The sequence below is a fragment of the Rhizobium skierniewicense genome (assembly GCF_014196515.1).
Classification (GTDB): domain Bacteria; phylum Pseudomonadota; class Alphaproteobacteria; order Rhizobiales; family Rhizobiaceae; genus Agrobacterium; species Agrobacterium skierniewicense.
Genome location: NZ_JACIDV010000004.1, coordinates 353,639 through 380,012, shown reverse-complemented (window position 1 = coordinate 380,012; position 26,374 = coordinate 353,639). Strand labels below are relative to the sequence as shown.

Here is a 26,374-nt window from a genome sequence, read left to right as displayed (position 1 = left end):
TGTCTGGCAACGTGGTTGCAAAGATGCGGTTCCCCCGTTCGAAAACAAGGTTGGCATCAGCAGCCGAATTGTCCATGCTGAGACACATGCGATCACTGGACCAACAAGTGCCCCGGTTGAAGTCGGACCGTCTCGTTCTTCGACCGTTCGACATAACCGATGCGCCTCAACTGGCGCGGATCACCAATGATCCACTGGTGCTGCGCAATCTCCTGCGCACGTCATATCCCTTCACCATCAACGATGCGCGAAGGTTGATTTTGCGATTGCGCAATAAGAAGTTGCCCGTCTGGGCCATCGACAATGGTCGCTTGATTGGTCTCATCGGTTTATCCGGTGAATTCGGCCTATGGCTTGGCCGCAGCGCATGGCGCCAAGGCTATGGTCGAGAAGCCAGCCAGCTCGTCATACACCATGCCTTTGCGCACATGAAGATAACCACGCTTCATGCAAACCCGATCAGCGACAACAGGGGATCATGCCATCTGATGGAGAAGCTTGGATTTAGCGATGTCGGGCGAACGCAGTCATTCTGCAAGCAACGCAACAAGATGGTGGCGCTGCGCTGCTACGAGTTAAAAGCCGTTGGGTGAAGACAGTATAGGTCCCTTGCACGTCATGCTCGGGACAAGCCCGAGGATGACGTGCAAGGGTAAACCTTATTCAGGCAGAATACGCACGGCGCCCTTATCCGCGCTGGACGCGAAAGCAGCGTAGGCTTTGAGAGCCGTTGTCACGTTGCGCTTGCGCTGTTCGGCTGGCTTCCAGCCCAACTGATCCTGCTCTGCACGACGAGACGCCATTTCGGCATCGGGAACCTTGAGGTTGATCGTGCGGTTGGGGATGTCGATCTCGATGGCGTCACCGTTGCGCACAAGGCCGATAGCGCCGCCCTGCGCCGCTTCAGGCGACGCATGGCCGATGGAGAGCCCCGATGTGCCGCCGGAGAAGCGACCATCGGTGATCAAAGCACAGGCTTTGCCAAGACCCTTGGACTTGAGGTAGCTGGTGGGATAGAGCATTTCCTGCATGCCCGGACCGCCCTTGGGGCCTTCGTAGCGGATAACAACGACATCGCCTGCCTTCACTTCGTTGGACAGAATGCCCTTCACCGCAGCGTCCTGGCTTTCGTAAACAACAGCAACGCCATTGAATTTCAGGATCGACTCGTCAACGCCTGCCGTCTTCACAATGCAGCCATCCAAAGCGATATTGCCGTAAAGCACAGCCAGACCGCCATCCTTGGAAAACGGCTTTTCGACGGAGCGAATGACGCCGTTGTCGCTGTCGGTATCCAGCTCATCCCAGCGCGAGGACTGGCTGAAGGCAACCTGCGTCGGCACGCCACCGGGGGCGGCCTTGAAGAACTGGCGCACGGTCTCGCTGTTGGTGCGGGTAATGTCCCACCGGTCGATGGCATCGCCCAGCGTCGGTTCATGCACGGTGTAGCAATCGCGGTTGATGAGGCCACCGCGGTCCAGCTCACCCAGAATACGCATGATGCCCCCTGCGCGGTGGACGTCTTCCATATGCACATCGCTCTTGGCAGGCGCGACCTTGGACAGGCATGGCACCCGGCGCGACATGCGGTCGATGTCTTCCATGGTAAAGTCGACTCCGCCCTCATGGGCCGCGGCCAGGATATGCAACACGGTATTGGTGGAGCCACCCATGGCAATATCCAGCGCGATGGCGTTCTCGAATGCTGCCTTGGTCGCGATGGAGCGCGGCAGGACGGTATAGTCATCCTGCTCGTAATGGCGGCGGGCCAGATCGACAATCAGGTGACCGGCCTCAACGAACAGGCGCTTGCGGTCCGAGTGTGTGGCGAGCGTGGAACCGTTGCCGGGCAAAGCCAGGCCCAGTGCTTCCGTCAAACAGTTCATGGAATTGGCAGTGAACATGCCGGAGCATGAGCCACAGGTCGGACAGGCAGCGCGCTCGATGGTATCGACTTCCTCATCAGTCATCTTGTCGTCGGCTGCTGCGACCATCGCGTCCACCAGATCGAGCGCAACGGTCTTGCCATGCAGAACCACCTTGCCCGCTTCCATCGGTCCACCGGATACGAAAACCGCAGGGATATTGAGGCGCATGGCGGCACTCAGCATGCCAGGAGTGATCTTGTCGCAATTGGAGATGCAGACCATCGCGTCGGCGCAGTGCGCATTGACCATGTATTCGACGCTGTCGGAAATGATTTCACGCGATGGCAGCGAATAAAGCATCCCATCATGGCCCATGGCGATGCCGTCATCGACCGCAATGGTGTTGAATTCCTTGGCAACACCACCAGCAGCTTCGATTTCGCGCGCCACCAGTTGACCGAGGTCCTTCAGGTGGACGTGGCCGGGCACGAACTGCGTGAACGAGTTGACCACCGCGATAATCGGCTTGCCGAAATCGCCATCCTTCATACCGGTGGCGCGCCAAAGGCCGCGCGCACCGGCCATGTTGCGGCCGTGGGTTGTCGTTCTGGAGCGATAAACTGGCATCTGCTTATTCCTCGATTTTTCTCACACGAAGGTTTTGTCCTGTAAGGCAATCAGCCCCACTCTTCGCTTTTGCAAGGCTTCTACCCCAAAGCCGCCCACCTGTCACTGTCACCTTGCGGCAAAACAGTACGGTCCGGTACGGTACGGTTTACTCCGCTGCGTCACGAAGACCGGCCCCTCGGCTCAGTGTAAGCTGCGCGAGAAATTTTTGATTGTCAGGGCACTGGGACAGGCGTTGCTGAAACGCATCCACCAGCCATGTCGCCGCCGGGCCACAGGGCGTGTCAGCTTTGCGCAGAGCATAAAGCGGGTATTCGCCGCCTTCATAGGAATCGAGCTCCAGCGCTTTCAGATCACCATTGATGATATCATCACGAACCACAGAGGCCGGAAGCCCACCCCAGCCGAGACCACCTTTGATCAACTGATATTTGGTTGCGATATCGCTGACGCGCCACTTCTTGTAGGACAGAACGTTGAAGTCCTTGCCTTTGGTCAGGCCCGACGCGTCGGTCACCACGAGTTGCACTTCCTCACGCACATCCACAAGCGTCAACGGCCGGTTCAAAAGCACCAGAGGATGATCAGCGGCTGCAACCGGGATCATAAAGGAGTGACCCACCTTGTCGATAACCAGTCCGTCATCCTGATGGAACATGGCACCACCGATGCCGATGCCCGCCTTGCGGTTCAGCACCATCTCCATGACCATGCCCAGTTCGCCGACACTCAGATTCAGCGCGACAGTGGGAAATTGCTCCCTGAAATCGCGAAGCACCGCCACCACGGCCTCCGCAGGCACCATGGTGCTGATGGCAAGCGTCACTTCCGCTTCCAGCCCCTGCTTCAAACCTTTGGCGCGGGCTCTCAAATCCTGAAGACCGGCGACGATGCGGCGCGCATGTTCCAGCATCGCCGCCCCTTCTTCGGTCAGCTTCGGCTGGCGAACGCCGTTGCGCTCGAAAAGGGTAACCTCGAGCTGTGTCTCGAGATTGGCGATGCTGTAGCTGACGACCGATTGCGCCCGGTTCAAGGCCCGAGACGCCGCCGAAAAGCTGCCCGTTTCGGCAACGGAAAGAAACACCTGCAATTGGTCCAGCGTCGGGTTGGCTTCCATGGTCCATCCAGTTTTTCGATAGGTAGCTTCCATATTATCACGGTTTTCTAGATGACAACATTGGACGATACAAGCTTCAACGATCGGTTTCCCCTGCCCCATCCGACCTTCAGAATTGATATAGGATATTTCAAATGTCGAAAATTCTTCTCATTACCTCTAGCCCACGCGCTGACGAGTCGCTGTCCAACAAGTTTGCTGGCGACCTCGCAGCCAAACTTCAGGAACAGACGAACGGCACGATCACCCACCTCGATCTCGGCCAGAACCCGATCAAACATCTCGACACAGTGACCACCGCGGCCATTCGCAAGGCACCAGCTGATCGCAACGCGGAAGAGGCAGAAGCTGCCAGAAATTCCGAGGAGCGCGTCGCAGAACTGCTCGAAGCCGACACGATCGTGATTGGTACTGGCCTCATCAACTTCAACATCTATTCCGGCCTGAAGGCTTGGATCGACGTCGTTGCGCGGGCTGGCCTGACCTTCACCTACACGGAGTCTGGCCCTGTCGGCCTTGCAACCGGCAAGAAGGTTTACATCGTTCTGGCGTCTGCTGGCGTCTACTCCGAAGGTCCAGCAGCACCGCTGGAGCACGCTGTTCCTTACCTCAAGACCGTTTTGGGCTTTATGGGCATGACCGACGTTGAAGTCGTTCGCATCGAAGGTCTGGCCTTCGGTCCGGAAGCCGCGGAAAAAGCGCTTGCCGCTGCTTCCGCCAAGGTCGAAGAACTGGCCAAGGCTGCGTGATAAAAAGCGGCGCTTTCGCAGCGCCGCCGTCATCACTGTCTCATAACGGTCGCGAATTTCTCGCGGCCGTTATTTTTTATCCGCAAACAGCGTCGCACCACTCTGATCGATGATCAGCTGTGCCTTGCGCACTGCAAAATCGACAGCATCTTGATGGCTGGTGAAGACATCGGCACGCACAAATTCATGCACCAGGGTTTCGTCGCCCACCGTCTTTTCGATTCGTCCCGCAAGGCGGAATTGCCCGCCCTCTTTCATCGGCGTCGCGCAGATGATGAAATCCTTGTAAGGATGCCCCTCTGACGGTTCGGTCTTCTTTTGCGCGTCATCCGATGGAGACGAGCCGAACGCGGAAAAAAGTTTCGAGAAGAATGAAGCCATGGTCTACCTTCCTGGTTTCCTGTCCGCAGCATAGTTCAAAAACCACCCTGCCTGATCATTTACCGCCATCAGATGATGAGATTGGCGAGGATGTCGTTTTCGGTGATATCCTCATATCCCAGCCCGGCCTCTTCGAGACGCTCAAACAGACCGCTGAAATTCTCGGGCTGCGTGGTTTCGATGCCGATCAGAATAGAGCCGAAGTTGCGTGCGGACTTCTTGAGATATTCAAAACGCGCCACGTCATCATCGGGTCCCAGAAGATTGAGGAAATCGCGCAGGGCGCCGGGGCGCTGCGGCAGGCGCAGAATGAAGTATTTCTTCACGCCGGTGTAACGCATGGCCCGTTCTTTCACGTCCGGCAGACGCTCGAAATCGAAATTGCCGCCTGACACAACGCAGATCACGCGCTTGCCCTCCAGCTTCTCCCGACCGAGCTGTTCCAGCGCGGCAATCGAAAGCGCACCGGCAGGCTCCAGCACCAGACCTTCAAGATTGAGCATCTCGATCATCGTCACGCAGATGGCATTTTCCGGAACGAGTTCGACCTGATCCGCGGGGAAATGCTGCAACGCCTCGAAATTGAGATCGCCAATGCGCGCTACGGCGGCACCGTCCACGAAGTTATCGACGTTGGCGACCGTGACGGCGTGACCCACCTCAAGGCTTTTCTTGAGGCTTGGCGCGCCGACCGGCTCGCAGAAAATGAAGTTTTCGCTGGCCACCTTCCCAGTCAGGAAACCCGTCATGCCGGAGGCAAGGCCGCCGCCGCCAACGGGCATGATGACCATGTCAGGCGCGACATCGTCCGGCAACTGATCGACGATCTCGGCAGCAACCGTCGCCTGCCCTTCGATGATGTCCTTATGGTCAAACGGCGAGACCATGTAGCCATTGGTCTCTTCGACATGCTTGCGGGCCGCCGCGTAGCATTGGTCGAATATATCGCCGATCAGCCTGATCTTGATGAACTCGCCACCGAAGATGCGGGTCTTGTCGATCTTCTGTTGCGGTGTCGTCACTGGCATGAAGACAACGCCATGCACACCGAAATGGCGGCATGCGAAGGCAAAACCCTGCGCGTGGTTGCCAGCCGACGCGCACACGAAAATCCTGTCTTTGCCCGTGGTGGCGACGGCCTTGCGGAGAAAATTGAACGCGCCTCTGATCTTGTAGGAACGAACAGGCGTGAGATCTTCACGCTTCAGCCAGATCTCGGCTCCATACCGGCGGCTCAGATGTTCATTCAACTGCAACGGCGTTTCGGGAAACAATTCCCGAACTTCCCGCCTTGCGGCCTCTACAAGCACTTTATCCACGATTTTCAATCCATTGAATTTCACGATGGCACCCGCTATGCCATAGGAAAACGCATGTTACAAAGACTCTTTGCGCAACTTCGGTACGCTTCCCTCAATCAAGGTTCCATTTATTGAACAGCAACCTTTTGCGCGCAGTCCTCTATATCGCGTCGATCTTCGGGCTCTACATGGCGACGGCGATGTTTGTGCCCGCCATGACCGATCTCTATTACGGAAACAATGACTGGGCAGTCTTTGCCATATCCGGCTTCATGTGCGGCGGGCTGGCGCTTGCCTGCGCGTTTGCCACCCGTGCGCCGATGCCGACCTTCAACAAAAGGTTCGGTTTTCTACTGGTCAACGTTCTCTGGCTCGTCTTCTCGCTGATTGGCGCCGTGCCACTCTATCTCTCCGAACTCGGGCTGACATTTGCACAAGCGCTGTTCGAATCGATCTCGGCCATCACCACCACCGGTTCGACAGTCATTTCCGGGCTGGACAATGCACCCCAGGGCATTCTCATCTGGCGTTCGCTGCTGTGCTGGCTTGGCGGTATCGGTATCGTTGCGCTTGGCCTCTTCATTTTGCCGCTGTTGCGCGTCGGCGGCATGACGTTTTTCCGCATGGAATCATCCGACACCGCGAATGACCGGCCCTTTGCGCGGCTGGCCAGTTTCACCAAAGCCTTCGTCGGCATTTATGTGGTGATGACGCTTGCGTGCACTATCGCTTTCGATTTCGCTGGCATGACGCATTTCGACGCCCTGAACCACGCGATGTCTGCCATCGCCACCGGCGGCTTTTCCACTCATGATGCATCTTTCGCCTTTTTCGGCGATAACGTCGCGCTGCTGTGGATCGCGACCTTCTTCCTCATTCTCGGAAGCCTGCCCTTTTCAGTCATGATCCTGCTGGCGATCCGTGGTCGGCTGGACATTCTTCACGATCCGCAAATCCGCGTGTTCATCGGCTACCTCTGCGCAATCTCGCTCGCGGTCGGCATCTATCACCACGTGACCAATGGCGTGCCGCTCGACATCGCGCTCAGCCATTCCTTCTTCAACATGACATCGATCCTGTCCACCGGCGGCTTTGCCAGCGACGATTACACGCTGTGGGGACCCTTCGTGGTGGTCGTCGCTTTCTTTGCCACCTTTATGGGCGGCTGTTCCGGCTCCACCGCAGGCGGTATCAAGGCCTACCGATTCGTCATCGTGTTCAACGTGGTCAAAACCGGCTTGAAAAAGCTGCTCTACCCCGACGCCGTCTATTCCGTTCGCTACGGAAACCAAATCATGGATGCCGAAACCATCCGCAACGTGTTTCTGTTCATCAGTTGCTTCATCGCGCTGTGGATCGGCGGCAGCCTCGCCATGAGCGCGATGGGCTACGACTTCCTGACAGCAACCTCCGCCGTCGCCACCGCGCTCGGCAATGTCGGCCCCGGGATCGGCCCCATCATTGGTCCCGCAGGCAACTTCTCCACCATCAGTGACCCTGCGCTCTACCTGCTATCGGTGATGATGCTGCTTGGACGTCTGGAAATATTGACCGTGCTTGTGCTGCTGATGCCGTTGTTCTGGAAGGGTTGAGAAAACTGGTGCGGACGGCGGGACTTGAACCCGCAAGACCATGGGCCGGCAGATTTTAAGTCTGCTGCGTATACCGATTCCGCCACGTCCGCTTGCGGTTTTATCTACACAGCGCAGGCGGCTGTGGTCAACCGGGGGTGATGAGCTCGATTGTGATTTCAGCCACACCAGGACTGGCTTGCAGCACCGGCCCGACGCGCCAGACCCTCGCGAACGAGTTGGTCGGCGAATGACACCCCTGATCTGGACAAGGTGGACGCGCCGCCTGCAGATGCGACCTGGAAGCCGCCAGCATTGAGCATGTCGCGCAAGCGCACCTTGGCGGTGAACCCCTTCTGACGTTCCTCAAGGCAGCGAGCCTGATCGGTGTTCGGCACATCGATGCCCGAAAGCTTCATCTTTACCCCCTTCATCCAGAAGGTGTTGCCATCAGCCACACAATTATTAAGGCCGGAGCGGCCGCAAAACGCGAATGTGCCCGGCTTCTCCGTCAAAGACACGGTCTGCACCTGTGGGCGCGGCGCAGGCAGGGTCGCGGATGCCATCTGCGTTGCCGATGAACCCGATGGCATGGCAATAGCGCGAGGTGGAATAGGAGCCCCACTGGCAGGAAGCGCGACGGTCTGCGTCGGTGCTGCTTTCGGCCGCTCAGAGGCAACTTCGCGTGTTGCGGGTCTGGAAGTTGGTGAAATCGTCTTAGAGACGGAGGCCACTGTCCCTTTGAGTTGCGGCAGAAGACTATCGCGGTGCTCGTAGACCTGAATTCCGCCAATCGCAACGCCGAAAAGCAACATCCAGGACCATACGCCTGAACCGCCGGATTTGGCGGAAGAGCGGCGGCGGGTGGTGGGTTTTCTCTTGCTCATGGCGAAACTCCTTGGTCTACGACACGCTGCGGACATGGTTGCGCAACGGGCCTTGAATTCGCTTTTTAACGCATGACTTCTCGTAAACCGCACTGCGGCTCACGAAACGTGCCTGGAAGCGCATTATCGGCCCAAGGAGTTTCTGAAAGGTTGGCATTTGAAATAATTGCGGATCAAAGCTCGGTTATCCACAAGCGCTAGGCGAACGTCAACGCACCTGATCGAGCAACCGCTTGCATTCCAGCAAATCAAACAGAGCTTCTTGCAGAAGTGCGCGGTCATCCTTGCTGATGCTGGACTTGCCGATGGAGATTTCCGGGGTGTCGTCTCCGGCACCGCCAAAGCCGAAAAAGCGGCCGCTCGGCTTTGCCTTGGGACGGCCGACAACCTCGTCGTCCTCTGCACCCGCAACACGTGGCTCCGCAGTCTCCCCGCTTGCGGCCATAATGGCTTCCATCGTCGCCATATCGCCCGATGCAATCGCCGAAACGAAGCGGTTGCCATTCGTCTTCAACAGCTTCTGTACGCCCTTGATCGTATAGCCATGGTCGTAAAGAAGATGGCGAATACCTTTCAGCAAGTCGACATCATCAGGGCGATAATAGCGCCGGCCACCGCCGCGCTTCATGGGCTTGATCTGCGGAAAACGCGTTTCCCAAAAGCGCAGGACGTGTTGCGGCAGATCAAGATCGTCTGCAACTTCACTAATCGTTCGAAACGCGTCGGGGCTTTTATCCAAGATCAACTCCAATCCAAACCAAAGTCAGGATTCAAAAACACGATGCACGGTATGATGCGAATCGGCCTTATTTCAACGGCTTGCCGGTTGAAATTCAACTGTTTTCACAAGAAGATGGGAATCTGTGCGTTTGGAACGTCCGCGGGAACACAAGTGAAAATTTAGGCGCCGGGTTTTTGAGGCTTCTGTTTGGCCTTGCGGGCTGCGTGCGCCTTGAGAATGCGCTGCTTGAGCACATTGGACGCCTTGAACGTCATGACACGGCGAGGAGAAATCGGCACCTCTTCGCCCGTCTTAGGGTTGCGGCCGATGCGCTCGTTCTTTTCGCGGATCTGAAACGTTGCGAAGGAAGAGAGCTTTACAACCTCACCACGCGTGATCGCGTTGCAGATTTCGTCGATGACAGTTTCAACCAGTTCGGCGGATTCGGTTCGGGACAGCCCCACTTTTCGAAACACAGACTCGGCTAGATCCGCACGTGTCACTGTTTTCCCGGCCATATTTCCCCGCACCGCTCTCTTTTATTTTGCTGAACCGCTCAGAGATTATTGCCCTTGTTGCAACCGGTCAAGCAAAGTTTCCGGAATCGTTTAGGCATTTCCATTAATAGTGGCAATGGTTTACCGGCCTTCATAAACCAAACTTTACCAGCGCAGCAGAACGGCGCCCCAGGTGAAACCACCACCCATGGCTTCCAGCATAACCAGATCGCCCTTTTTGATGCGGCCATCTGACGCCGCCGCGGCCAGCGCGAGCGGAATGGAAGCCGCTGACGTGTTGCCATGCTGATCGACTGTTATGACGACTTTTTCGTTGGGAATGCCGAGCTTTTTCGCCGAACCGTCGATGATGCGGCGGTTTGCCTGATGCGGCACCAGCCAGTCGAGGTCATCCGCAGTTGTGCCGGTCGCTTCGAATGCAGCCTCAATCACATCCGTGATCATGCCGACAGCGTGTTTGAAAACCTCGCGGCCCTCCATGCGCAGGTGGCCGACAGTGCCTGTCGTGGACGGCCCGCCATCGACATAGAGCTTGTCCTTGTGGGAACCGTCAGAACGCAGGTTGGAGGTCAGAATACCACGATCAGAGGTCTTGCCCTCGCCCTCACCCGCTTCAAGGACGACGGCCCCCGCACCATCGCCGAACAGGACGCAGGTCGTGCGGTCGGTCCAATCGAGAATGCGAGAGAAGGTTTCAGCGCCAATGACCAGAACGCGCCTTGCCATGCCGCCGCGAATATAAAGGTCTGCCGTTGCCATGGCATAGACGAAACCGGAACAGACGGCCTGAACATCAAACGCAAAGCCGCTGGTAATACCGAGACGGTTCTGGATGTTGACCGCAGTGGCCGGAAACGTATTGTCCGGCGTCGATGTCGCCACGATGATGAGATCGATTTCGTCCGGCTGGATACCGGCGTTCTCAAGGGCTGCACGCGCTGCAAGTTCGCCAAGTGACGATGTCGTCTCGCCCTCGCCTGCGATGTAACGCTGCTTGATGCCGGTGCGCTGGACGATCCACTCATCGGTAGTCTCGACGATCGCTTCAATGTCCTGGTTCGTCATGACGCGCTTCGGCAGCGCTGCACCGTAACCTCGTATAATCGAGCGGATCATCTAAATTTCCTCATCAACCACGAGCGCTTCGGGTGCCGGAGGCGGCAGACGTCTTGCGTGGTATGCTTTCAAATCATTTTCTATTTTAGCCGTCAGACCATTATGGGCCATATCGTAACCGACATCGATCGCAGAGGCGAAGCCCATCGCATCCGTACTGCCATGGCTCTTGATCACAATGCCGTTCAATCCAAGGAACACGCCGCCATTGACCTTCCTTGGGTCCATCTTGTCGCGCAGCGCATCAAATGCGCTTTTTGCGAGAATGTAGCCGATCTTGGCGATGAAGCTGCGGGAAATCGCTTCGCGGAGCAGCGTGTTGATCTGCCGGGCTGTGCCTTCGGCCGCCTTCAAGGCAATGTTGCCCGTAAAGCCTTCGGTCACCACCACATCGACCGTACCCTTGCCAATGTCGTTGCCTTCTACAAAGCCGCGATAGTCGATGGTGCCGAGATCGGCTTCACGGATCAGGCGGCCCGCCTCGCGGACTTCTTCCTGACCCTTCACCTCTTCGGTCCCAACATTAAGAAGGCCAACCGTCGGACGGTCGATATCGAAAAGTGCACGGGCCATGGCGCCGCCCATGATCGCGAAGTCGAGCAGTTGCTGTGAGTCCGCACCAATCGTTGCGCCCACGTCGAGAACGATGCTTTCGCCCCGTGTCGTGGGCCATATGCCGGCAATGGCAGGACGCTCGACCCGAGCCATGGTGCGAAGGCAGAATTTCGCCATGGCCATCAGAGCACCGGTGTTGCCGGCAGACACGACGACATCGGCCTCACCGACCTTCACAGCTTCGATGGCGCGCCACATGCTCGACACGTAACGGCCCCGGCGCAAAGCCTGGCTAGGCTTCTCGTCCATGGTGACAGACACTTCACAATCGAAAAATTGCGATCTGTCCCGAAGCGTAGGAAATTGCGCGAGAATAGGTTCACATATGGCCTTCTGCCCATAGAGCAGAACGGCGACATCGGTATGCCGCTCCAGTGCCTTGGCAGCACCCGGGATGGCAACATCAGGGCCAAAATCTCCGCCCATGACGTCAATTGCTATTCTGATCACTCGTCCCTGATCCTTCTTACCGCTGCGCGGTGGAATTTTGCGCGAAAATACCGTTTCCGCGCTCTCTTACAACTGAATTATTGGACATATCCAACCGGATTCAGTCTTTTTTCCAATCCTTCAGCACTGCGAAGGGCGATGGCTTTTTGTCGTCCACAAGCTTATCGTCTCCAAATTGTGCAAAATCCACATCCGGTTTGCGCGGGTAAGGATCGATGGCAAGCGCTGCGAACTCTGCAACCACGACGCCGACATCGATCGTGTCGCCAGTGAACTGGTCTGGAATATCCGGGCCATCTGGATCAAGAACGATTTCACCCTTATCGTCGGTTAACATCCGCGCAAGCTTGGAACCCTCAGGCACAAATATCTGATCAATCTTCTCATTGATAACACCCGCAACCGGCTCCAGTGTGACAACGCATGCCTGCGTCAAAGCCACATGCACATCACCGGTGATCTTCAAGCCGTCCCTTTTCCAACGGGTGACCTGCAATTCGCTTTTCAACGTTTCGACGGATACGACATCCCACAATCTGGCGAGCCCCAAAAGTTCTTCAGGACTTGCCGTGAGACCAATCCTGACGGGATTGGCGGAAATATGACCTACCTTAACGAGATAGGAAAAAGGAACGTCGTCATTAGCCGGGTGTTGCGAATTCATTAAAACCTCTTCAAATCGGGGCAGGCAGCGTAACGCGTCCAGTCGCGATCATTTCTTCCGATTGCTCAGCCAGTGCATCGGCGGCCGCCATCATCCAATTGGCAAGTCCCCGCATGTCGGGCGAGGACGCTTCAGCTTGGGGGTATATATTGCGCACAAGGGCTGCGGCAAGGGCTGTTGCATCTGAAGTATCAAGCGCTGCAGCGTATGCTTCGAGTCGTCCATAGAACATACCGGCGAACTTCTTCATGCGTTTGGGGACGCCTTGGTCACCAATACCAAGCTCACGCATGGAATGATCGAGGTCTTGAAAAAAGGCGTCGATGATCTCTTGCGCAATCTCCTGCCCGCTGGTGGTGGCAGTCTTCATCCGCCGAAAATACAGAATCATGACGATGGCCAGAAGCTCGAAACGTCCCATGACCGTATCGGGCACACCAAGGTGAAGATAAAAATCGGGATGGCGCGCTGCCGTCGTCAAGGTCGTGTATTGCCTGTCGACGATGGCCTGATTGTTGTTTTTCTTTTTGAAAAGGCCGAACACCATCGAAATTTCCGAATATTGATCGACGAAATCGCGTCTCGCCCATTGCACTTGTTGCATGATTGCCAAAGCTGGTTTACCGAAGCATCCGAGAATTGCAATGCCGTTCAGATCACGTTGATCATCGGCCAACCATTGCATTCCTTTGGAAAACGGGGAATTCCTGTCCCCGGATTGACATAATCGTGTGTACAGAAACGGTGCAACACGCAATGCCGGAAGGTGCCATTCATGATCGCAGTCGGGGAAACGCAGGTGAGTAAGCAGAAATCCGGAACGCAGGCCAAGTTTCTCAGCAAGACCGCCGTTGCGATCATCGTCGCATCCAGCCTTCTGACGGCCTGCTCCAGCACCACCGACGTTTTCCATAACGGTTATGTGGCCGACGAGCAGTCGCTCCAGCTTATTCCTGTGGGATCCAGCCGCGAACAGGTTTTGCTGACGATGGGCACGCCCTCCACGACAGCGACTTTCGGCAATGAGGTGTTTTACTACATCTCCCAGAAACGCGTTCGCAAGGCGGCCTTCATGAAGCCGAAGCTGGTCGAGCAGAGCATTCTCGCGATCTACTTCGATAAGAACGGCGTCGTTTCACAAAAGGCAAACTACACGCTTCAGGACGGCAAGGTTTTCGATACGATTTCCCGCACAACACCGACGGGTGGCAAGGACCTCACCTTCCTGCAACAGCTTCTGTCTGGCGGAACAGCCGGTGCCGGCATTGCAAAGAGCATTCTGGGCCAGAGCGGCGACAGCGGCAGCGGTTTCTGATCTCAGAGACAAACCAAATGCAAAAAAGCCCGCGAGATTTATTCTCGCGGGCTTTTTCGTTTGATCCTGTTCAGTGAGCCAGAACAGCCAGCAGCAGCAATGCCACGATGTTGGTGATCTTGATGGCCGGGTTCACGGCGGGACCGGCTGTATCCTTGTAGGGATCGCCAACCGTATCGCCGGTAACCGACGCCTTGTGCGCCTCAGAACCCTTGAGATGCGTTACCCCGTCCTTGTCGATGAAGCCGTCTTCGAAGCTCTTCTTGGCATTGTCCCAGGCACCACCACCCGATGTCATGGAGATGGCAACGAAGAGGCCGTTGATGATCACGCCCAGCAGAGACGCGCCGAGAGCGGCAAAGGCCGACGCCTTGGAGCCTGAAATCAGCAACACACCAAAGTAGACGACGAGCGGCGCCAAAACAGGCAGCAGCGAAGGAATGACCATCTCCCGGATCGCCGCTTTGGTAAGAATATCCACGGCACGGCCGTAATCGGGCTTTTCCGTGCCCTCCATGATACCCGGCTTTTCGCGGAACTGGCGGCGCACTTCTTCGACGATAGAGCCTGCCGCCTTGCCGACGGCGGTCATGGCGATGCCGCCGAAGAGATAGGGAATCATACCACCGAAGATCAAACCTGCGACCACGTAGGGATTGGCGAGGCTGAACGAGATGTCCCCGATGTCCTTGAAGTACGGATAGAGATCGCCATTGGCGGCAAAATAGGAGAGGTCATTGGAGTAGGCGGCAAACAGCACGAGCGCACCCAACCCCGCCGATCCGATAGCGTAACCCTTTGTGACGGCCTTGGTCGTATTGCCAACCGCATCCAGCGCGTCGGTGGCCTTGCGCACATCGGGATCGAGCCCCGCCATTTCGGCAATGCCGCCCGCATTATCCGTAACAGGACCAAACGCATCGAGCGCAACGATCATGCCGGCGATACCGATCATGGCCGTGACGGCGATGCCGGTTCCGAAGAGGCCGGCGAGTTGATACGTCGAGATGATCCCGCCCACGATGACGATGGCAGGCAGGGCGGTCGATTCCAGCGAAACGGCAAGCCCCTGAATGACGTTGGTGCCATGACCCGTGACGGAAGCTTGCGCGATGGAATTGACCGGGCGCTTGTTGGTCCCGGTGTAATACTCGGTAATCACCACGATCAGAGCGGTGACGAGCAAACCGACGATGCCGCACAGAAACAGGTTGACGCCGGTGATGTCCCGACCGGCCACGGTGCCAATGGAGCCCCAGCCGATGGTCAGCGATGTGGCAATGGCAAGACCACCGACGGAGAAGACGCCCGTCGCGATCAGCCCCTTATAGAGCGCACCCATGATGGAATTGTTGGTGCCGAGCTTGACGAAGAACGTGCCTGCAATCGAGGTCAGGGCGCAAACCGCGCAGATCGCCAAGGGGTAGAGCATGGCGCTTTCGAGCACTGGCGCACCGGCAAAGAAGATAGCCGCAAGAACCATGGTGGCAACCACGGACACGGCATAGGTCTCGAACAGGTCTGCTGCCATCCCTGCGCAATCGCCGACATTGTCGCCGACATTGTCGGCGATGGTGGCGGGGTTGCGCGGGTCGTCTTCGGGAATACCCGCTTCGACCTTGCCGACAAGATCACCGCCGACATCAGCGCCCTTTGTGAAGATACCACCGCCCAAACGGGCAAAGATGGAAATCAGCGATGCACCGAAACCCAGTGAAACGAGGGCGTCGATGACTTGGCGCGAACCGGTTGCGTGGCCAAGCCCTGCCGTCAGCACGAGGTAGTAGATGGAAACGCCCAGCAGAGCAAGACCCGCCACCAGCATGCCGGTGATGGCACCGGACTTGAACGCGATGTCGAGGCCTGCAGCCAGACTATGAGAGGCAGCCTGCGCAGTCCTCAGATTGGCGCGCACCGAGACATGCATGCCGATGAAGCCTGCAACGCCGGACAGAACAGCGCCTATGATGAAACCGATAGAAGCTTCCGGCGACAGAAAGAACCAGACCGCCGCTGCAACGATGATACCGACGATTGCGATGGTAAAATATTGACGGGTGAGATACGCCTGCGCGCCCTCACGGATATAGCCTGCGATTTCCTGCATGCGTTCGCTGCCCTGATCGGCATCCAGAACGCTTTTCGTTGCCCATACCGCGTATATCACGGACAGGACACCGCATAAAATTACCAATGCAATGACGGTCATTCGCACTTACCTCCAATGTGCCGGGCTCTCTCCCTTCCCGGCGAGCGAAACCATGCGGGGCGCAAGGAAGTTTGATCCTTACGCCAAGGTAAGCCGCCTATTCCCCTCCAAGGATAAACGGCTTGCATTGCGAGGATGCGTTGGCGAAACACGTCGCGTCAAGCCCGAAGATGATTGCGGGAAATCTTAATCACACTGATTCAGAGCGGTTTTTGCTTTTGTTTTAGCAAAAGGAAAAGAATGAGCAGGAGGCAGGTGGCGGAGACCGGCCAGATGACGAGGTTCATGACTGACCAGCCCCACGCCGTAAACACCTGACCAGAGGCGAAGGAGGACAGAGCCACCGTGCCGAACAGCACGATATCGTGGAAGCCCTGGACCTTGTCTGCTTCGTGCGGGCGATAGCTGGATGAAACGATGGATGTCGCGCCGATGAAACCGAAATTCCATCCCATTCCCAGAAGAATGAGCGCCACCCAGAAATTCCAGAGCTCCACGCCCATATGCGCGACCACGGCGCAGGCCATGAGAACGAGAAGTCCGGCTGCAACGATTTTCTCAGCGCCGAAACGGGAAATCAGCATGCCGGTGAAAAAGCTGGGGCCGAACATGGCCAGCACGTGCCATTGGATGCCAAGCGTAGCCAACTCACTGGGAAAGCCACAGCCAATGACCATGGCAAGCGGCGCGCCTGTCATCATGAATGTCATCAGAGCGTAAGTGCCGATGCCGCACATCATACCGGTGACGAATCGATGTGTGGTGACGATCTCTCTCAACGGCCTTGCCGGCTTATCCGCGACCGAGGTGCTGCGCAGTTCAGGCAGCTTCAGAAATGAAAAAATCCCCGCAGCAACGAGACCCAGAGGAATGAAGGCGATAAAAGCGCCAGCAAACGTGACCGGTGCCAGCAAGTCCTTGCCGAAGATCGCCAGCTGCGGTCCGACAATGGCGGAAATAACACCGCCCGCCAAAATCCACGAGATGGCTTTCGGTTTATAAAAGGAAGGCGAGGCATCCGCCGCCGCAAACCGGATCTTCTGGGTGAAGCCACCGGACACGCCGATCAGCATCAAACCCACGACAAACAGCCAAAATTCGGAGCGGAAGAGCGCCAGCGCTGCAATCCCTCCCCCAATGGAACAGAGAAGCGCGCCGACGATGAAACCAGCCTTGCGACCGAGAAAACGGGCGGCAAGAGCAACGGCGATGGCACCCAGCGCAACGCCGATGTTGAAACCTGTCAACGGTGCCGTCGCAAGCGACTTGTCTGCACCCAGAAGCTGGTAGCCTGCGAGCGCACCAACCGAAAAGCTGAGCGGCCCCGCAGAACCCATGATGGCCTGCGCCAAGGCAAGCAGGAAGACGTTGCGCTTGGCTTCCGTCAGCTGGCTCTCAAGTCCGGTAACGGAAACTGCGGTCATGTCATCCTCTGATGTTTACGCGCGCTTCGTTTCGCCTCGGACCTGCTTGGCAATACGGTCCAGAACCGCATTGACGAGTTTCGGCTCGTCATGTTCAAAAAACGCGCGGGCGATCTCGACATATTCGGTGACGATGACCGCAACGGGAACGTCTTTGCGCTCCATGATCTCAAACGTACCAGCGCGTAGAATTGCCCGGACGGTCGTGTCGAGACGCGACAGCGGCCAGTCTTCCTGAAGGGCAGAGCGCACCAGCGGATCGATCTTCGTCTGGTCGCGCACGACGCCTGCGACGATGGAGCGGAACCAGGATGCATCGGCCTTCAGATAGGTTTCGCCATCCACTTCCTGGCCCAGACGATGAGCCTCGTATTCAGCGACGACTTCCATGACACCGGTGCCGCCAACATCCATCTGATAGAGCGCCTGAACCGCCGCAAGACGTGCGGCGCCACGCTGGTTGACGGGCTTGGTAGACGGTGGACGAGGCTCGGAGCCGTTCTCGGTATTGCTCATGCGCTCAGCCACCCAGTTTTTTCTTCAGGTCAATCATGGTCAAGGCAGCACGAGCGGCAAAGCCGCCCTTGTCCTTGTCGGACCGGCGAACGCGCGCCCAAGCCTGATCTTCGTTCTCAACGGTCATGATGCCATTGCCGATGGCAAGCGATTCACTGACAGCCAGATCCATCAGCGCGCGCGACGATTCATTGGAAACGATGTCGAAGTGGTAGGTTTCACCACGAATGACCATGCCGAGCGCAACGAAACCGTCATATTCCGTGCCTTCATTATCGGCACCATCCAGTGCCATGGCAATGGCAGGTGGGATTTCCAGCGCGCCGGGAACGGTGATGATATCATAGGTCGCACCAGCTTCATCGAGCGCGAATTTCGCGCCATCCAGAAGTGCATCGGCCATATCGTCATAAAAACGTGCTTCCACGATGAGAAGATGAGGCTTGGACATGGGAATTTCCTGAAAAGCTGCGCCGGATCATCCCGGCTTTTGGCGCGGTCAAACCATGGCTTGCCAAAGTTGGCAAGCATTTTTAATGCAATGGTGGTGTTCAGCCCCGCGCAAACAGTGCGTTTACACTCCGAGCGATGCAAAGAGCCTATGTCGGGCTGGATGGAAACTCGGCCAATCTGGCCGCATAGCGCGCCATCGTATCGACCTCGAAATTGACGAAATCGCCCGGCTTGCGGTCACCCCATGTGGTGACGGACAGCGTGTGGCGGATGAGCAGGACGTCGAAATCCGTACCGTTGACCGCGTTGACGGTGAGCGACGTACCGTCCAGCGCAACCGAGCCTTTGGGCGCAACGAATTTCGCCAGATGGGACGGCGCGCGGAGGCGGATTCGGACCGCCTCGCCTTCCGGTTCGATGGACAGGATTTCCGCCTTGTCGTCCACATGACCGGAAACGATGTGACCGCCCAGTTCATCGCCGATCTTCAGAGCGCGCTCCAGATTGACGCGCGTGTCCTTGGTCCAGCTCGCAATCGTGGTCAGGCGTAGAGCCTCTTCCCATGCCTCGACCTCATACCAGCGCTCGTTGCTACCCTGCTCGGGAAGCTTCGTTACGGTCAGGCAGACGCCGCCATGGGAAATCGATGCGCCGATGTCGATTGTCTTGGGATCGTAACTGGTCGCGACACGCAGACGCACGCCTTCCGGCAGCGCCTCAAGTGCGGACACGGTTCCGACGTCGGTGACAATTCCGGTAAACATCAAAGCGGCCTTTCAAATTCAAAACAGCGATCTGGTCCATAAGCCGTTTCGCCGAAAAATGTAAATTCCTCCGGGATATCGGCACGTGTGATCGGGCTTTCAAGTCCGCCTTCGCCGATGATCACAGGACTTTCGAACAGCAGGATACGGTCTACAAGCCCGGCATCAAGGAAAGATTTTGCGATCCGAGCACCGCCTTCGACAAGAAGTTCGGACATTCCACGTTCTACGAGAATGGAAAGAAAATTCCGAATGTCGGATGTTTCAATGATTTCAACACCTGCGGCTTCGAGTTGCTTGCGTTTTTGGGTGGTGCTTTCCTCGCCTGCACTATCAATCACGCCAACCAAGGTCGCCACATCCCGCGCCGTCTGCACCAGCTTCGAACCCACCGGTAACGCCAGCCGCCGATCCATCACGATCCGAACCGGCGAACGATACTCCAGCCCCGCAATCCGCACCGTCAGTTCCGGATCATCGGTCATCGCGGTACCGATGCCGACAAGGATCGCATCGCAGTGAGCGCGCAACTCATGCACGGCCTGTCGCGATTCCGGGCCAGTAATCGCAACTTGCCCCTCACCGCGCCGACCGATCATACCATCAGAGGACACTGCAATTTTTAAAATGACATGCGGGCGGTTCTTTAACTGACGCGTGAGATATCCGGCCAGCGCCCGCTCGCTGTCCGCGCGCAGCAAACCAGTCTCAACCGCGATCCCGGCATCCCGCAAAATCTGATAACCGCGCCCGGACACCCGCTCATCGGGGTCATCGGCGGCAACGACCACACGGGCAACACCGAAGTCCACCAGCGCGTTTGCGCAGGGCGGTGTTCTGCCGAAATGGGAGCAAGGTTCGAGCGTGACATAGGCCGTCGCACCCCGCGCCGCTTCGCCTGCAATATCCAGAGCTTGACGCTCCGCATGCGGGCGACCGCCGATGGCGGTGACGGCTTCGGCAATGATCTCGCCATCTTTGACAAGAACGCAACCGACGGAAGGATTGGTATCGGTCAGGCCCAGATGGCGGCGGGAAATTTCGATTGCCCGTGCCATGAAACGCTCATCATCGGCGCGGGTGGTCACGGGTTTACGCTCCGGCGTCAGTGTCACGCGCGATCTTTGCGTTGATCTCAGCGATCACATTCTCGAAATCCTCGGCATGACTGAAGTCGCGATATACGGAAGCGTAACGAACGAACGCGACGTCATCGAGGCCCTTCAGCGCTTCCAGCACCTGCAAGCCGATTTCCTCTGATGGAATTTCCGTTTCGCCCGAGCTTTCCAAACGCCGCGCAATACCAGAAACGGCGCGCTCGATGCGGTCGCGATCCACGGGACGCTTGCGCAGGGCAATCTCGAACGACCGCACCAGCTTTTCGCGGTCGAAAGGCAGTTTACGACCACTTTTTTTGATGACCATCAACTCGCGCAACTGCACGCGCTCATAGGTCGTAAAGCGACCGCCGCAATCCGGGCAGATGCGCCGCCGGCGGATAGACGTGTTATCCTCCGCCGGACGCGAGTCCTTGACCTGCGTATCTTCCGAGCCGCAAAAAGGGCAGCGCATCGCTTAAATCCCTCTTACAGATAGGGGTACATCGGGAAACGATCCGTCAAAGCGACGACCTTTTCACGAATCGCAGCCTCGACCGACGCATTGCCTTCGTCGGAGTTGGCAGCCTTCAAACCATCCAGCGTTTCGACGATCAGCTTGCCGATTTCACGGAATTCCGCTTCCTTGAAGCCGCGTGTCGTACCGGCTGGTGTGCCGAGGCGCACGCCGGATGTGACGAACGGCTTTTCAGGGTCGAACGGAATGCCGTTCTTGTTGCAGGTGATGTAGGCACGGCCAAGTGCGGCCTCCGCCCGCTTGCCGGTGGCGTTCTTCTTGCGAAGATCGACCAGCATCAGATGGTTGTCGGTGCCGCCGGAAACGACGTCGAGGCCGCCTTCGATCAGGGTTTCGGCCAGCGCCTTGGCGTTCTTGACGACCTGTGCCGCATAATCCTTGAACTCGGGTTCCAGCGCTTCGCCAAAGGCAACGGCCTTGGCAGCGATGACGTGCATCAGCGGACCGCCCTGAAGGCCGGGGAAAACAGCCGAGTTGAACTTCTTGGCCAGATCCTCGTCATTGGTCAGGATCATGCCGCCGCGTGGGCCGCGCAGAGACTTGTGGGTGGTGGTCGTGGCAACATGGCAATGCGGGAATGGCGATGGATGCTGACCACCGGCGACCAGACCGGCGATATGCGCCATGTCGACCATCAGGTAAGCGCCAACCTCATCGGCAATCTCGCGGAAACGCTTCCAGTCCCAGGTGCGGGAATAGGCGGTGCCACCGGCGATGATCAGCTTCGGCTTTGTTTCTCTGGCCTTACGCTCGACTTCATCCATGTCGAGAAGGTTGTCGCCTTCACGAACGCCGTAGGACACGACGTTGAACCACTTGCCGGACATATTGACAGCCGAACCATGCGTCAGGTGACCGCCTGAATTCAGGTCGAGACCCATGAACGTATCGCCCGGCTGGAGCAGCGCGAAAAACACGGCCTGGTTCATCTGCGAACCGGAGTTTGGCTGAACGTTGGCGAAGTTGACACCGAACAGCTTCTTGGCGCGCTCGATGGCCAACTCTTCGGCAATATCGACAAACTGGCAGCCGCCATAGTAGCGCTTGCCCGGATATCCCTCTGCATATTTGTTCGTCATGATCGAACCCTGCGCTTCAAGCACGGCGCGGGAAACGATGTTTTCGGAGGCGATCAGCTCGATCTCGTGACGCTGACGGCCAAGCTCCTTTTCAATCGCGCCGAAGATTGTCGGATCGGCTTCGGCAAGCGGGCGGGAGAAGAAGGCATCTGTGTTCGTCATGATGATAGCTCCTGAAACAGTCATGCGATGGCGTCTTAGCGCCCTGCCCTTTCAAGAGCAAGACAGCCTGCGAGATTTGCCCGTCAAACTGCGACTTTGGCAAAAAATTCCATTGGAATCGTCGCCATTCCACCAAAAGAAAAGCCGCGCTTTGAAAAACGCGGCTTTTTGAATGTCTGGAACGCTCGATCAGTTCCGCGGCAGAAGGTCGTCGTCGATCGAGCCGGATGGCTGTTCCTGGGTGTTGGTGGTGTTCAGCGCCAACTCGGCGTTGCCGTCCTGGCTGTAGATGTCATCGCGGAACTGCACGACGCCATCCTTCGTAGACCAAGCGGTGATGTACACGAAGTAGACCGGAAGCTCCTGCGCAAGCTTGATGGGCTTGTTCTGACGGGTGGCGATAACACGTTCGATTTCCTGTCGCGACCAGCCGGGCGTATCCCGCAGCATCCAGGTCGTCAGATCACGGACGTTCTGAACGCGGACGCAACCCGAGGATTCGAAACGCATCAGCTTGTTGAACAGGCCCTGCTGTGGCGTGTCGTGCATGTATTCGTTGTTCGGGTTGTGGAAGTTGATCTTCGTGGACGACATGGCATTGTTCTTGCCGGGGTCCTGACGAAACATCAGGTTCGGTGCCTTCGGCGCGTTCCAGTCAATCGTCGTTGGCGAGACTTCCTGCCCCTTGCTGTCCAGAAGGCGGATGTTGTTGCGCTCCAGATAGGTCGGATCCTTCTGCATCAAGGGAACGATGTCCTTCTCGATGATCGAGCGAGGTGCTGTCCAGTAAGGATTGAGGATGATCTCGTAAATCTTGGAGTTGATGATATGCGTCGGACGACTGTCACGACCGACGACAGCTGTGTTTCGCAAAACGACGCGATTGTTTTCGACCGCTTCGATGGACGCAGCCGGGATGTTGACCATCACGTGGCGCTGACCGAGATCTCCAGACATCGTATTGATGCGAACGAGGTTGGTCTGAAGCTGGCCGAGGCGGATCTGCGCCGAAACGTTCAGCGCCTTCAAGGTGTATTCGCCAATGACACCATCAGCCGGTAGGCCGTGACGCGCCTGGAACCGCTTCAGGGCACCGTCGACATAGGAATCGAACGCGCTGGAAATACCGGCTTCGCGCGGCAGGTCCCCCGCAATCATCAGTCGCTGGCGCAGCGCCTGAACGGAGGGATCACTGACACCGATCTGCAGCTTCTGCTGGCTTGGCGGAACGTCCGGCCAGCCACCATTGGAGACGATCTGCTGATACTGCATCACGGCTTGCTGCATATAGGCGGGCGATTCCGGGCTGAGAACCGGTGTGTTGGATGCAACGCCGACAGCGGCACGCGAAGAGTTCGCATCGAACTGGTCGTCCCAATTGCCGCGACGCGAAGAGCCGATCAGATCGTTGAACGCATCCTGCGCGAAGACCGGAGCAGCGAGAGCCACAGCACCGAGCGAAACGGCAGACCGCAATATGGTGCGCCGTGAAACAACTTCCGGGACGATTTTCTTTGTCATTTTACCTACCAGCCACTTTATCAGGCGTCTTTAACAACACCTAAAACAACATCATTAACAAACACGTATAAACGCGCCTGCCGGCAGGGATGACTCAATGCGAACGATGGATGACGCATGACGCGAACACAGGAGAAACCGCCGGCTCCTAGTATGTGGCGGTCCCATACCAATATGGCCAATTCGTGTCACCTGAAGGCACCTCACGAAGCTGTGTCGGCATGTGATTTTGACGCTACGCCGCACAAAAATGCAACAAGCCGGATGCGAGACGCATCCGGCTTTGCTTGAGGGCTGATGATATTAGTCGGTTACAGGCGGTAAGCGATGCTGTCGTTCCAGAAACGGTCCAGACGCTGAAGCATCTTGTTCATTTCGGCGAACTCGCCTGTGCCGATGCCGCCGACTTTTTCGATCGAGCCGATGTGGCGCTCGTACAGGCCTGCAACGGTTTCTGCGATGTCCTGGCCTTTTTCGGTCAGGCTGATACGAACCGAGCGACGGTCGATGCGGGAGCGCTGATGATTGATAAAGCCAAGGTCTACGAGCTTCTTGACGTTGTAGGACACGTTGGAGCCGAGATAGTAGCCACGCGAGCGGAGTTCGCCGGCGGTCAGTTCGGATGTGCCGATATTGAAAAGCAGGAGCGCCTGAACTGCGTTGACGTCATCACGACCCTGACGGTCGAACTCGTCCTTGATGACATCGAGAAGGCGGCGGTGGAGGCGCTCAACAAGGTGAAGCGATTCCATGTAGAGAGAGCGGATGGTTTCGTCCTGGGTATCGGAAACTGCGGCCTGTGGCTTTGCTTTGCTATTGATCATGACTGCCTCACTGTTTTGTTTGGCGGTGTTTGTTTGTTTCCCGCCTTGAGACCAAATCTAAGCAATGCGCATAAAATTCTACTTAAAATGCACGATTAACGAATGGTTACTTGCATGATTGGCTTTTGAGGCAACCTGGACCATGTCCAAAATAGACACAATCACATCTATAAATTTCAATGACTTAGGGGAAAAAATTGAGGAAAATCCGGCCTGAATTGCTTTAATTTTATGGTAAATCAATTCTTGAGCGTTCATCGTTTTGGCGTGAATCAAGCCAAAAAGCGACCTGGAATAGTATATAAACCGTTGATACGATGCCGTGCATGACAGGGACCACGGTGTTGGTTCCGTAAATATCGGGCCAGACCCTGTACATGGCAATCTGGGTGCCGGCCCCAATAACCCACATGACGGCACCCCAGGAAACGCCGAGCCACAGGCCCAGCGCGGCAACGGGAAACACGACCGCCAGACTGGTACCGGCCACACGCCAGGGCATGTTGAGCATATCGAAGCGCGCCAGCCCGTTCAGCGAATAGCCCGTGAGCATCGCCCAATATTGCAGGCCGAACCAGAAACACGAAAGGGACACCAGCCTTAAAAAGGTGATGTAAAGGATGTCGGCGAGCGACATTTTGGGCTGCAATAGAGAATCAGGTTCCATGGCTCCACGATAATGTCCGGTTGCGGGCGCGACCAGCAGATATTGCGCTTCGGCACGAGGAGTTGTCAAAACCCGTAACGATCTGTCGCATTCGCACATTGCATCCAGTGTGTTATGTCGAAATCGACTTGGAAGGACATCACAATGAGCGATAAGACACATCTCGTAGACCATATGACCGGCCACCGCCGCATGCGCAGAAATCGCAAGGCAGACTGGACCCGCCGCATGGTGCGGGAAAACATCCTGACCGTCGATGATCTGATCTGGCCCGTTTTCATCGTGCCTGGCACCAACATCATCGAGCCCATTCCGGCCATGCCCGGCGTGAGCCGCATGAGTGTGGACCGGTTGGTCGAGGCAGCCAAAGAAGCCGCCGACCTTGGTGTGCCGGCGATCGCAACATTTCCCAATATCGATCTGGCATTGCGTGACGAAACCGGATCGCAGGTTCTGAAAGCTGACAACCTCATCAATCAGGCGACCATTGCCGTCAAGAAAGCCGTACCGAATATCGGCCTGATAACCGATGTCGCTCTGGATCCCTTCACCAGCCATGGACATGACGGCATCTTGCGTGGCGACATCATCGTCAACGACGAGACGGTGGATCAGGTCGTCGAGGCCGCGATCATCCAGGCAGATGCAGGCTCCGACATCATCTCACCGTCTGAAATGATGGACGGGCGGATCGGCGCCATCCGTCGCGGGCTGGATGCCGCAGGCCATCAGGATGTCGGCATCATGTCTTACGCCACGAAATTTTCCTCCGGCTTCTATGGGCCCTATCGCGAAGCCATTTCCACCAGTGGACTGCTGAAAGGCGACAAGAACAGCTATTACATCAGCCCCGCCAACGGCATGGAAGCGATGCGAGACGCAGCGCTTGACGTTGAGGAAGGTGCAGACATGCTGATGGTCAAACCCGGCCTGCCCTATCTCGATATCTGCTGGCGCCTGAAGGACGCTTTCGGCCTGCCGACCTTTGCCTATCAGGTTTCGGGCGAGTACACGCAGATCAAGGCGGCGGCCATGAATGGCTGGATCGATGGCGACCGGGTGATGATGGAAACTCTTCTATGCTTCAAACGCGCCGGCTGCGATGGCATTCTCACCTATTTCGCCATTGAGGCTGCCAAGAAACTCGCCAAGGGTTGAAGCGGCGGATTATTGCATTCGGCGGTTTCAACACCATATTATTTCCCGAACAGGAGAAACAC

General features: G+C 57.0%; 27 protein-coding genes and 1 tRNA gene. 5 read left to right on the top strand and 23 right to left on the bottom strand.

Translation table 11 applies throughout. From position 1 onward, the window contains the following. Nucleotides 1-107 precede the first annotated feature (107 nt). On the top strand, nt 108-593 hold the full coding sequence (locus tag GGQ73_RS08785; protein WP_210290066.1) for a GNAT family N-acetyltransferase: 486 nt from the start codon (nt 108-110) through the stop codon (nt 591-593). Nucleotides 594-659: 66 nt separating this feature from the next. On the opposite strand, the gene ilvD is transcribed toward GGQ73_RS08785, so the two are convergent. Together ilvD and GGQ73_RS08775 are read right to left on the bottom strand one after the other, a co-directional pair. Then, complete coding sequence (gene ilvD, locus GGQ73_RS08780) at nt 660-2,495, bottom strand: dihydroxy-acid dehydratase (protein WP_183895614.1); 1,836 nt, start codon at nt 2,493-2,495, stop codon at nt 660-662. Nucleotides 2,496-2,643: 148 nt separating this feature from the next. Beyond that, a complete protein-coding gene (locus GGQ73_RS08775) occupies nt 2,644-3,612 on the bottom strand; it encodes a LysR family transcriptional regulator (protein ID WP_183895612.1) in 969 nt (322 codons plus the stop codon). A 134-nt stretch (nt 3,613-3,746) separates the two neighbouring features. Between GGQ73_RS08775 and GGQ73_RS08770 the strand changes: the two genes are divergently transcribed. Continuing rightward, a complete protein-coding gene (locus GGQ73_RS08770; protein ID WP_174153351.1) occupies nt 3,747-4,361 on the top strand; it encodes an FMN-dependent NADH-azoreductase in 615 nt (204 codons plus the stop codon). Nucleotides 4,362-4,430: 69 nt separating this feature from the next. Here GGQ73_RS08770 and GGQ73_RS08765 read toward each other — a convergent pair whose 3' ends face one another. Next, nucleotides 4,431-4,742 carry an HlyU family transcriptional regulator gene (locus tag GGQ73_RS08765; RefSeq protein ID WP_183895610.1) on the bottom strand — a complete coding sequence of 104 codons (312 nt, stop codon included), beginning with the start codon at nt 4,740-4,742 and terminating at the stop codon, nt 4,431-4,433. Nucleotides 4,743-4,810: 68 nt separating this feature from the next. After that, nucleotides 4,811-6,061, bottom strand: a complete 1,251-nt coding sequence (gene ilvA, locus GGQ73_RS08760) for a threonine ammonia-lyase (protein WP_183895609.1) — start codon at nt 6,059-6,061, stop codon at nt 4,811-4,813. Nucleotides 6,062-6,174: 113 nt separating this feature from the next. Here ilvA and GGQ73_RS08755 point away from each other — a divergent pair, with 113 nt between their 5' ends. Next, nucleotides 6,175-7,635 carry a TrkH family potassium uptake protein gene (locus tag GGQ73_RS08755; RefSeq protein WP_183895607.1) on the top strand — a complete coding sequence of 487 codons (1,461 nt, stop codon included), beginning with the start codon at nt 6,175-6,177 and terminating at the stop codon, nt 7,633-7,635. 6 nt (nt 7,636-7,641) lie between these two features. Here the strand turns inward: GGQ73_RS08755 and GGQ73_RS08750 are convergent. The 8 genes from GGQ73_RS08750 to GGQ73_RS08715 form a co-directional block, all read right to left on the bottom strand. After that, nucleotides 7,642-7,727, bottom strand: a tRNA-Leu gene (locus GGQ73_RS08750). 66 nt (nt 7,728-7,793) lie between these two features. Beyond that, nucleotides 7,794-8,501: a nuclease gene (locus GGQ73_RS08745; RefSeq protein WP_183895605.1), complete on the bottom strand. Its 708-nt coding sequence runs from the start codon at nt 8,499-8,501 to the stop codon at nt 7,794-7,796. A gap of 208 nt (nt 8,502-8,709) precedes the next feature. Beyond that, nucleotides 8,710-9,240, bottom strand: a complete 531-nt coding sequence (locus tag GGQ73_RS08740; RefSeq protein ID WP_174153424.1) for a MerR family transcriptional regulator — start codon at nt 9,238-9,240, stop codon at nt 8,710-8,712. A gap of 161 nt (nt 9,241-9,401) precedes the next feature. Continuing rightward, entirely contained in the window at nt 9,402-9,740 is a 339-nt protein-coding gene (locus GGQ73_RS08735) for an integration host factor subunit alpha (RefSeq protein ID WP_174153425.1), read from the bottom strand. A 144-nt stretch (nt 9,741-9,884) separates the two neighbouring features. Continuing rightward, complete coding sequence (locus tag GGQ73_RS08730; protein ID WP_174153426.1) at nt 9,885-10,856, bottom strand: beta-ketoacyl-ACP synthase III; 972 nt, start codon at nt 10,854-10,856, stop codon at nt 9,885-9,887. Continuing rightward, nucleotides 10,857-11,921: a phosphate acyltransferase PlsX gene (gene plsX, locus GGQ73_RS08725; RefSeq protein WP_174153427.1), complete on the bottom strand. Its 1,065-nt coding sequence runs from the start codon at nt 11,919-11,921 to the stop codon at nt 10,857-10,859. It lies immediately after the preceding gene. 100 nt (nt 11,922-12,021) lie between these two features. Then, nucleotides 12,022-12,585, bottom strand: coding sequence for a YceD family protein (locus GGQ73_RS08720; RefSeq protein WP_183895603.1), 564 nt, complete (start codon nt 12,583-12,585; stop codon nt 12,022-12,024). Between the two features lie 10 nt (nt 12,586-12,595). Further along, on the bottom strand, nt 12,596-13,132 hold the full coding sequence (locus GGQ73_RS08715; RefSeq protein ID WP_234910926.1) for a ubiquinol-cytochrome C chaperone family protein: 537 nt from the start codon (nt 13,130-13,132) through the stop codon (nt 12,596-12,598). Nucleotides 13,133-13,360: 228 nt separating this feature from the next. Between GGQ73_RS08715 and GGQ73_RS08710 the strand changes: the two genes are divergently transcribed. Continuing rightward, nucleotides 13,361-13,900, top strand: a complete 540-nt coding sequence (locus GGQ73_RS08710) for an outer membrane protein assembly factor BamE (RefSeq protein ID WP_174153429.1) — start codon at nt 13,361-13,363, stop codon at nt 13,898-13,900. Between the two features lie 70 nt (nt 13,901-13,970). Here GGQ73_RS08710 and GGQ73_RS08705 read toward each other — a convergent pair whose 3' ends face one another. From GGQ73_RS08705 to GGQ73_RS08655, 11 genes are all read right to left on the bottom strand, one after another. Next, nucleotides 13,971-16,109: a sodium-translocating pyrophosphatase gene (locus GGQ73_RS08705; RefSeq protein ID WP_183895601.1), complete on the bottom strand. Its 2,139-nt coding sequence runs from the start codon at nt 16,107-16,109 to the stop codon at nt 13,971-13,973. 200 nt (nt 16,110-16,309) lie between these two features. Then, nucleotides 16,310-17,533 (bottom strand): MFS transporter, encoded by a 1,224-nt coding sequence (locus tag GGQ73_RS08700; protein ID WP_183895599.1) that lies wholly within the window; start codon nt 17,531-17,533, stop codon nt 16,310-16,312. Nucleotides 17,534-17,548: 15 nt separating this feature from the next. Then, a complete protein-coding gene (gene nusB, locus GGQ73_RS08695) occupies nt 17,549-18,049 on the bottom strand; it encodes a transcription antitermination factor NusB (protein WP_183895597.1) in 501 nt (166 codons plus the stop codon). Between the two features lie 4 nt (nt 18,050-18,053). After that, entirely contained in the window at nt 18,054-18,500 is a 447-nt protein-coding gene (ribH, locus tag GGQ73_RS08690) for a 6,7-dimethyl-8-ribityllumazine synthase (protein ID WP_113492760.1), read from the bottom strand. A 148-nt stretch (nt 18,501-18,648) separates the two neighbouring features. Beyond that, nucleotides 18,649-19,266 carry a riboflavin synthase gene (locus GGQ73_RS08685; RefSeq protein WP_183895596.1) on the bottom strand — a complete coding sequence of 206 codons (618 nt, stop codon included), beginning with the start codon at nt 19,264-19,266 and terminating at the stop codon, nt 18,649-18,651. Then, nucleotides 19,266-20,354, bottom strand: a complete 1,089-nt coding sequence (gene ribD / locus GGQ73_RS08680; RefSeq protein WP_183895694.1) for a bifunctional diaminohydroxyphosphoribosylaminopyrimidine deaminase/5-amino-6-(5-phosphoribosylamino)uracil reductase RibD — start codon at nt 20,352-20,354, stop codon at nt 19,266-19,268. The genes GGQ73_RS08685 and ribD overlap by 1 nt, the downstream gene beginning before the upstream one ends. 4 nt (nt 20,355-20,358) lie before the next feature. Continuing rightward, nucleotides 20,359-20,838 carry a transcriptional regulator NrdR gene (gene nrdR, locus GGQ73_RS08675; RefSeq protein WP_045228943.1) on the bottom strand — a complete coding sequence of 160 codons (480 nt, stop codon included), beginning with the start codon at nt 20,836-20,838 and terminating at the stop codon, nt 20,359-20,361. A 14-nt stretch (nt 20,839-20,852) separates the two neighbouring features. Then, a complete protein-coding gene (glyA, locus tag GGQ73_RS08670) occupies nt 20,853-22,142 on the bottom strand; it encodes a serine hydroxymethyltransferase (protein WP_183895594.1) in 1,290 nt (429 codons plus the stop codon). Between the two features lie 189 nt (nt 22,143-22,331). Beyond that, on the bottom strand, nt 22,332-23,663 hold the full coding sequence (locus GGQ73_RS08665) for a L,D-transpeptidase family protein (protein WP_183895592.1): 1,332 nt from the start codon (nt 23,661-23,663) through the stop codon (nt 22,332-22,334). A 311-nt stretch (nt 23,664-23,974) separates the two neighbouring features. Further along, nucleotides 23,975-24,484, bottom strand: coding sequence for a transcriptional regulator LdtR (gene ldtR, locus GGQ73_RS08660; RefSeq protein WP_174153476.1), 510 nt, complete (start codon nt 24,482-24,484; stop codon nt 23,975-23,977). A gap of 232 nt (nt 24,485-24,716) precedes the next feature. After that, entirely contained in the window at nt 24,717-25,154 is a 438-nt protein-coding gene (locus tag GGQ73_RS08655) for a DUF6163 family protein (protein ID WP_183895590.1), read from the bottom strand. A 144-nt stretch (nt 25,155-25,298) separates the two neighbouring features. Here GGQ73_RS08655 and hemB point away from each other — a divergent pair, with 144 nt between their 5' ends. Continuing rightward, nucleotides 25,299-26,312 (top strand): porphobilinogen synthase, encoded by a 1,014-nt coding sequence (hemB, locus tag GGQ73_RS08650; RefSeq protein WP_183895588.1) that lies wholly within the window; start codon nt 25,299-25,301, stop codon nt 26,310-26,312. Nucleotides 26,313-26,374: the final 62 nt, after the last annotated feature.

What these genes read in the sequence shown, in the direction of transcription:
- nusB (WP_183895597.1), bottom strand. Translation starts at nt 18,049, where the DNA reads ATGAGCAATACCGAGAACGGCTCCGAGCCTCGTCCACCGTCTACCAAG.
- GGQ73_RS08655 (WP_183895590.1), bottom strand. Translation starts at nt 25,154, where the DNA reads ATGGAACCTGATTCTCTATTGCAGCCCAAAATGTCGCTCGCCGACATC.
- GGQ73_RS08710 (WP_174153429.1), top strand. Translation starts at nt 13,361, where the DNA reads ATGATCGCAGTCGGGGAAACGCAGGTGAGTAAGCAGAAATCCGGAACG.
- hemB (WP_183895588.1), top strand. Translation starts at nt 25,299, where the DNA reads ATGAGCGATAAGACACATCTCGTAGACCATATGACCGGCCACCGCCGC.
- GGQ73_RS08745 (WP_183895605.1), bottom strand. Translation starts at nt 8,501, where the DNA reads ATGAGCAAGAGAAAACCCACCACCCGCCGCCGCTCTTCCGCCAAATCC.
- GGQ73_RS08765 (WP_183895610.1), bottom strand. Translation starts at nt 4,742, where the DNA reads ATGGCTTCATTCTTCTCGAAACTTTTTTCCGCGTTCGGCTCGTCTCCA.
- GGQ73_RS08720 (WP_183895603.1), bottom strand. Translation starts at nt 12,585, where the DNA reads ATGAATTCGCAACACCCGGCTAATGACGACGTTCCTTTTTCCTATCTC.
- glyA (WP_183895594.1), bottom strand. Translation starts at nt 22,142, where the DNA reads ATGACGAACACAGATGCCTTCTTCTCCCGCCCGCTTGCCGAAGCCGAT.
- GGQ73_RS08715 (WP_234910926.1), bottom strand. Translation starts at nt 13,132, where the DNA reads ATGGTGTTCGGCCTTTTCAAAAAGAAAAACAACAATCAGGCCATCGTC.
- GGQ73_RS08730 (WP_174153426.1), bottom strand. Translation starts at nt 10,856, where the DNA reads ATGATCCGCTCGATTATACGAGGTTACGGTGCAGCGCTGCCGAAGCGC.
- ilvD (WP_183895614.1), bottom strand. Translation starts at nt 2,495, where the DNA reads ATGCCAGTTTATCGCTCCAGAACGACAACCCACGGCCGCAACATGGCC.
- nrdR (WP_045228943.1), bottom strand. Translation starts at nt 20,838, where the DNA reads ATGCGCTGCCCTTTTTGCGGCTCGGAAGATACGCAGGTCAAGGACTCG.
- GGQ73_RS08700 (WP_183895599.1), bottom strand. Translation starts at nt 17,533, where the DNA reads ATGACCGCAGTTTCCGTTACCGGACTTGAGAGCCAGCTGACGGAAGCC.
- ribH (WP_113492760.1), bottom strand. Translation starts at nt 18,500, where the DNA reads ATGTCCAAGCCTCATCTTCTCATCGTGGAAGCACGTTTTTATGACGAT.
- GGQ73_RS08770 (WP_174153351.1), top strand. Translation starts at nt 3,747, where the DNA reads ATGTCGAAAATTCTTCTCATTACCTCTAGCCCACGCGCTGACGAGTCG.
- GGQ73_RS08665 (WP_183895592.1), bottom strand. Translation starts at nt 23,663, where the DNA reads ATGACAAAGAAAATCGTCCCGGAAGTTGTTTCACGGCGCACCATATTG.
- GGQ73_RS08775 (WP_183895612.1), bottom strand. Translation starts at nt 3,612, where the DNA reads ATGGAAGCCAACCCGACGCTGGACCAATTGCAGGTGTTTCTTTCCGTT.
- GGQ73_RS08735 (WP_174153425.1), bottom strand. Translation starts at nt 9,740, where the DNA reads ATGGCCGGGAAAACAGTGACACGTGCGGATCTAGCCGAGTCTGTGTTT.
- GGQ73_RS08705 (WP_183895601.1), bottom strand. Translation starts at nt 16,109, where the DNA reads ATGACCGTCATTGCATTGGTAATTTTATGCGGTGTCCTGTCCGTGATA.
- GGQ73_RS08685 (WP_183895596.1), bottom strand. Translation starts at nt 19,266, where the DNA reads ATGTTTACCGGAATTGTCACCGACGTCGGAACCGTGTCCGCACTTGAG.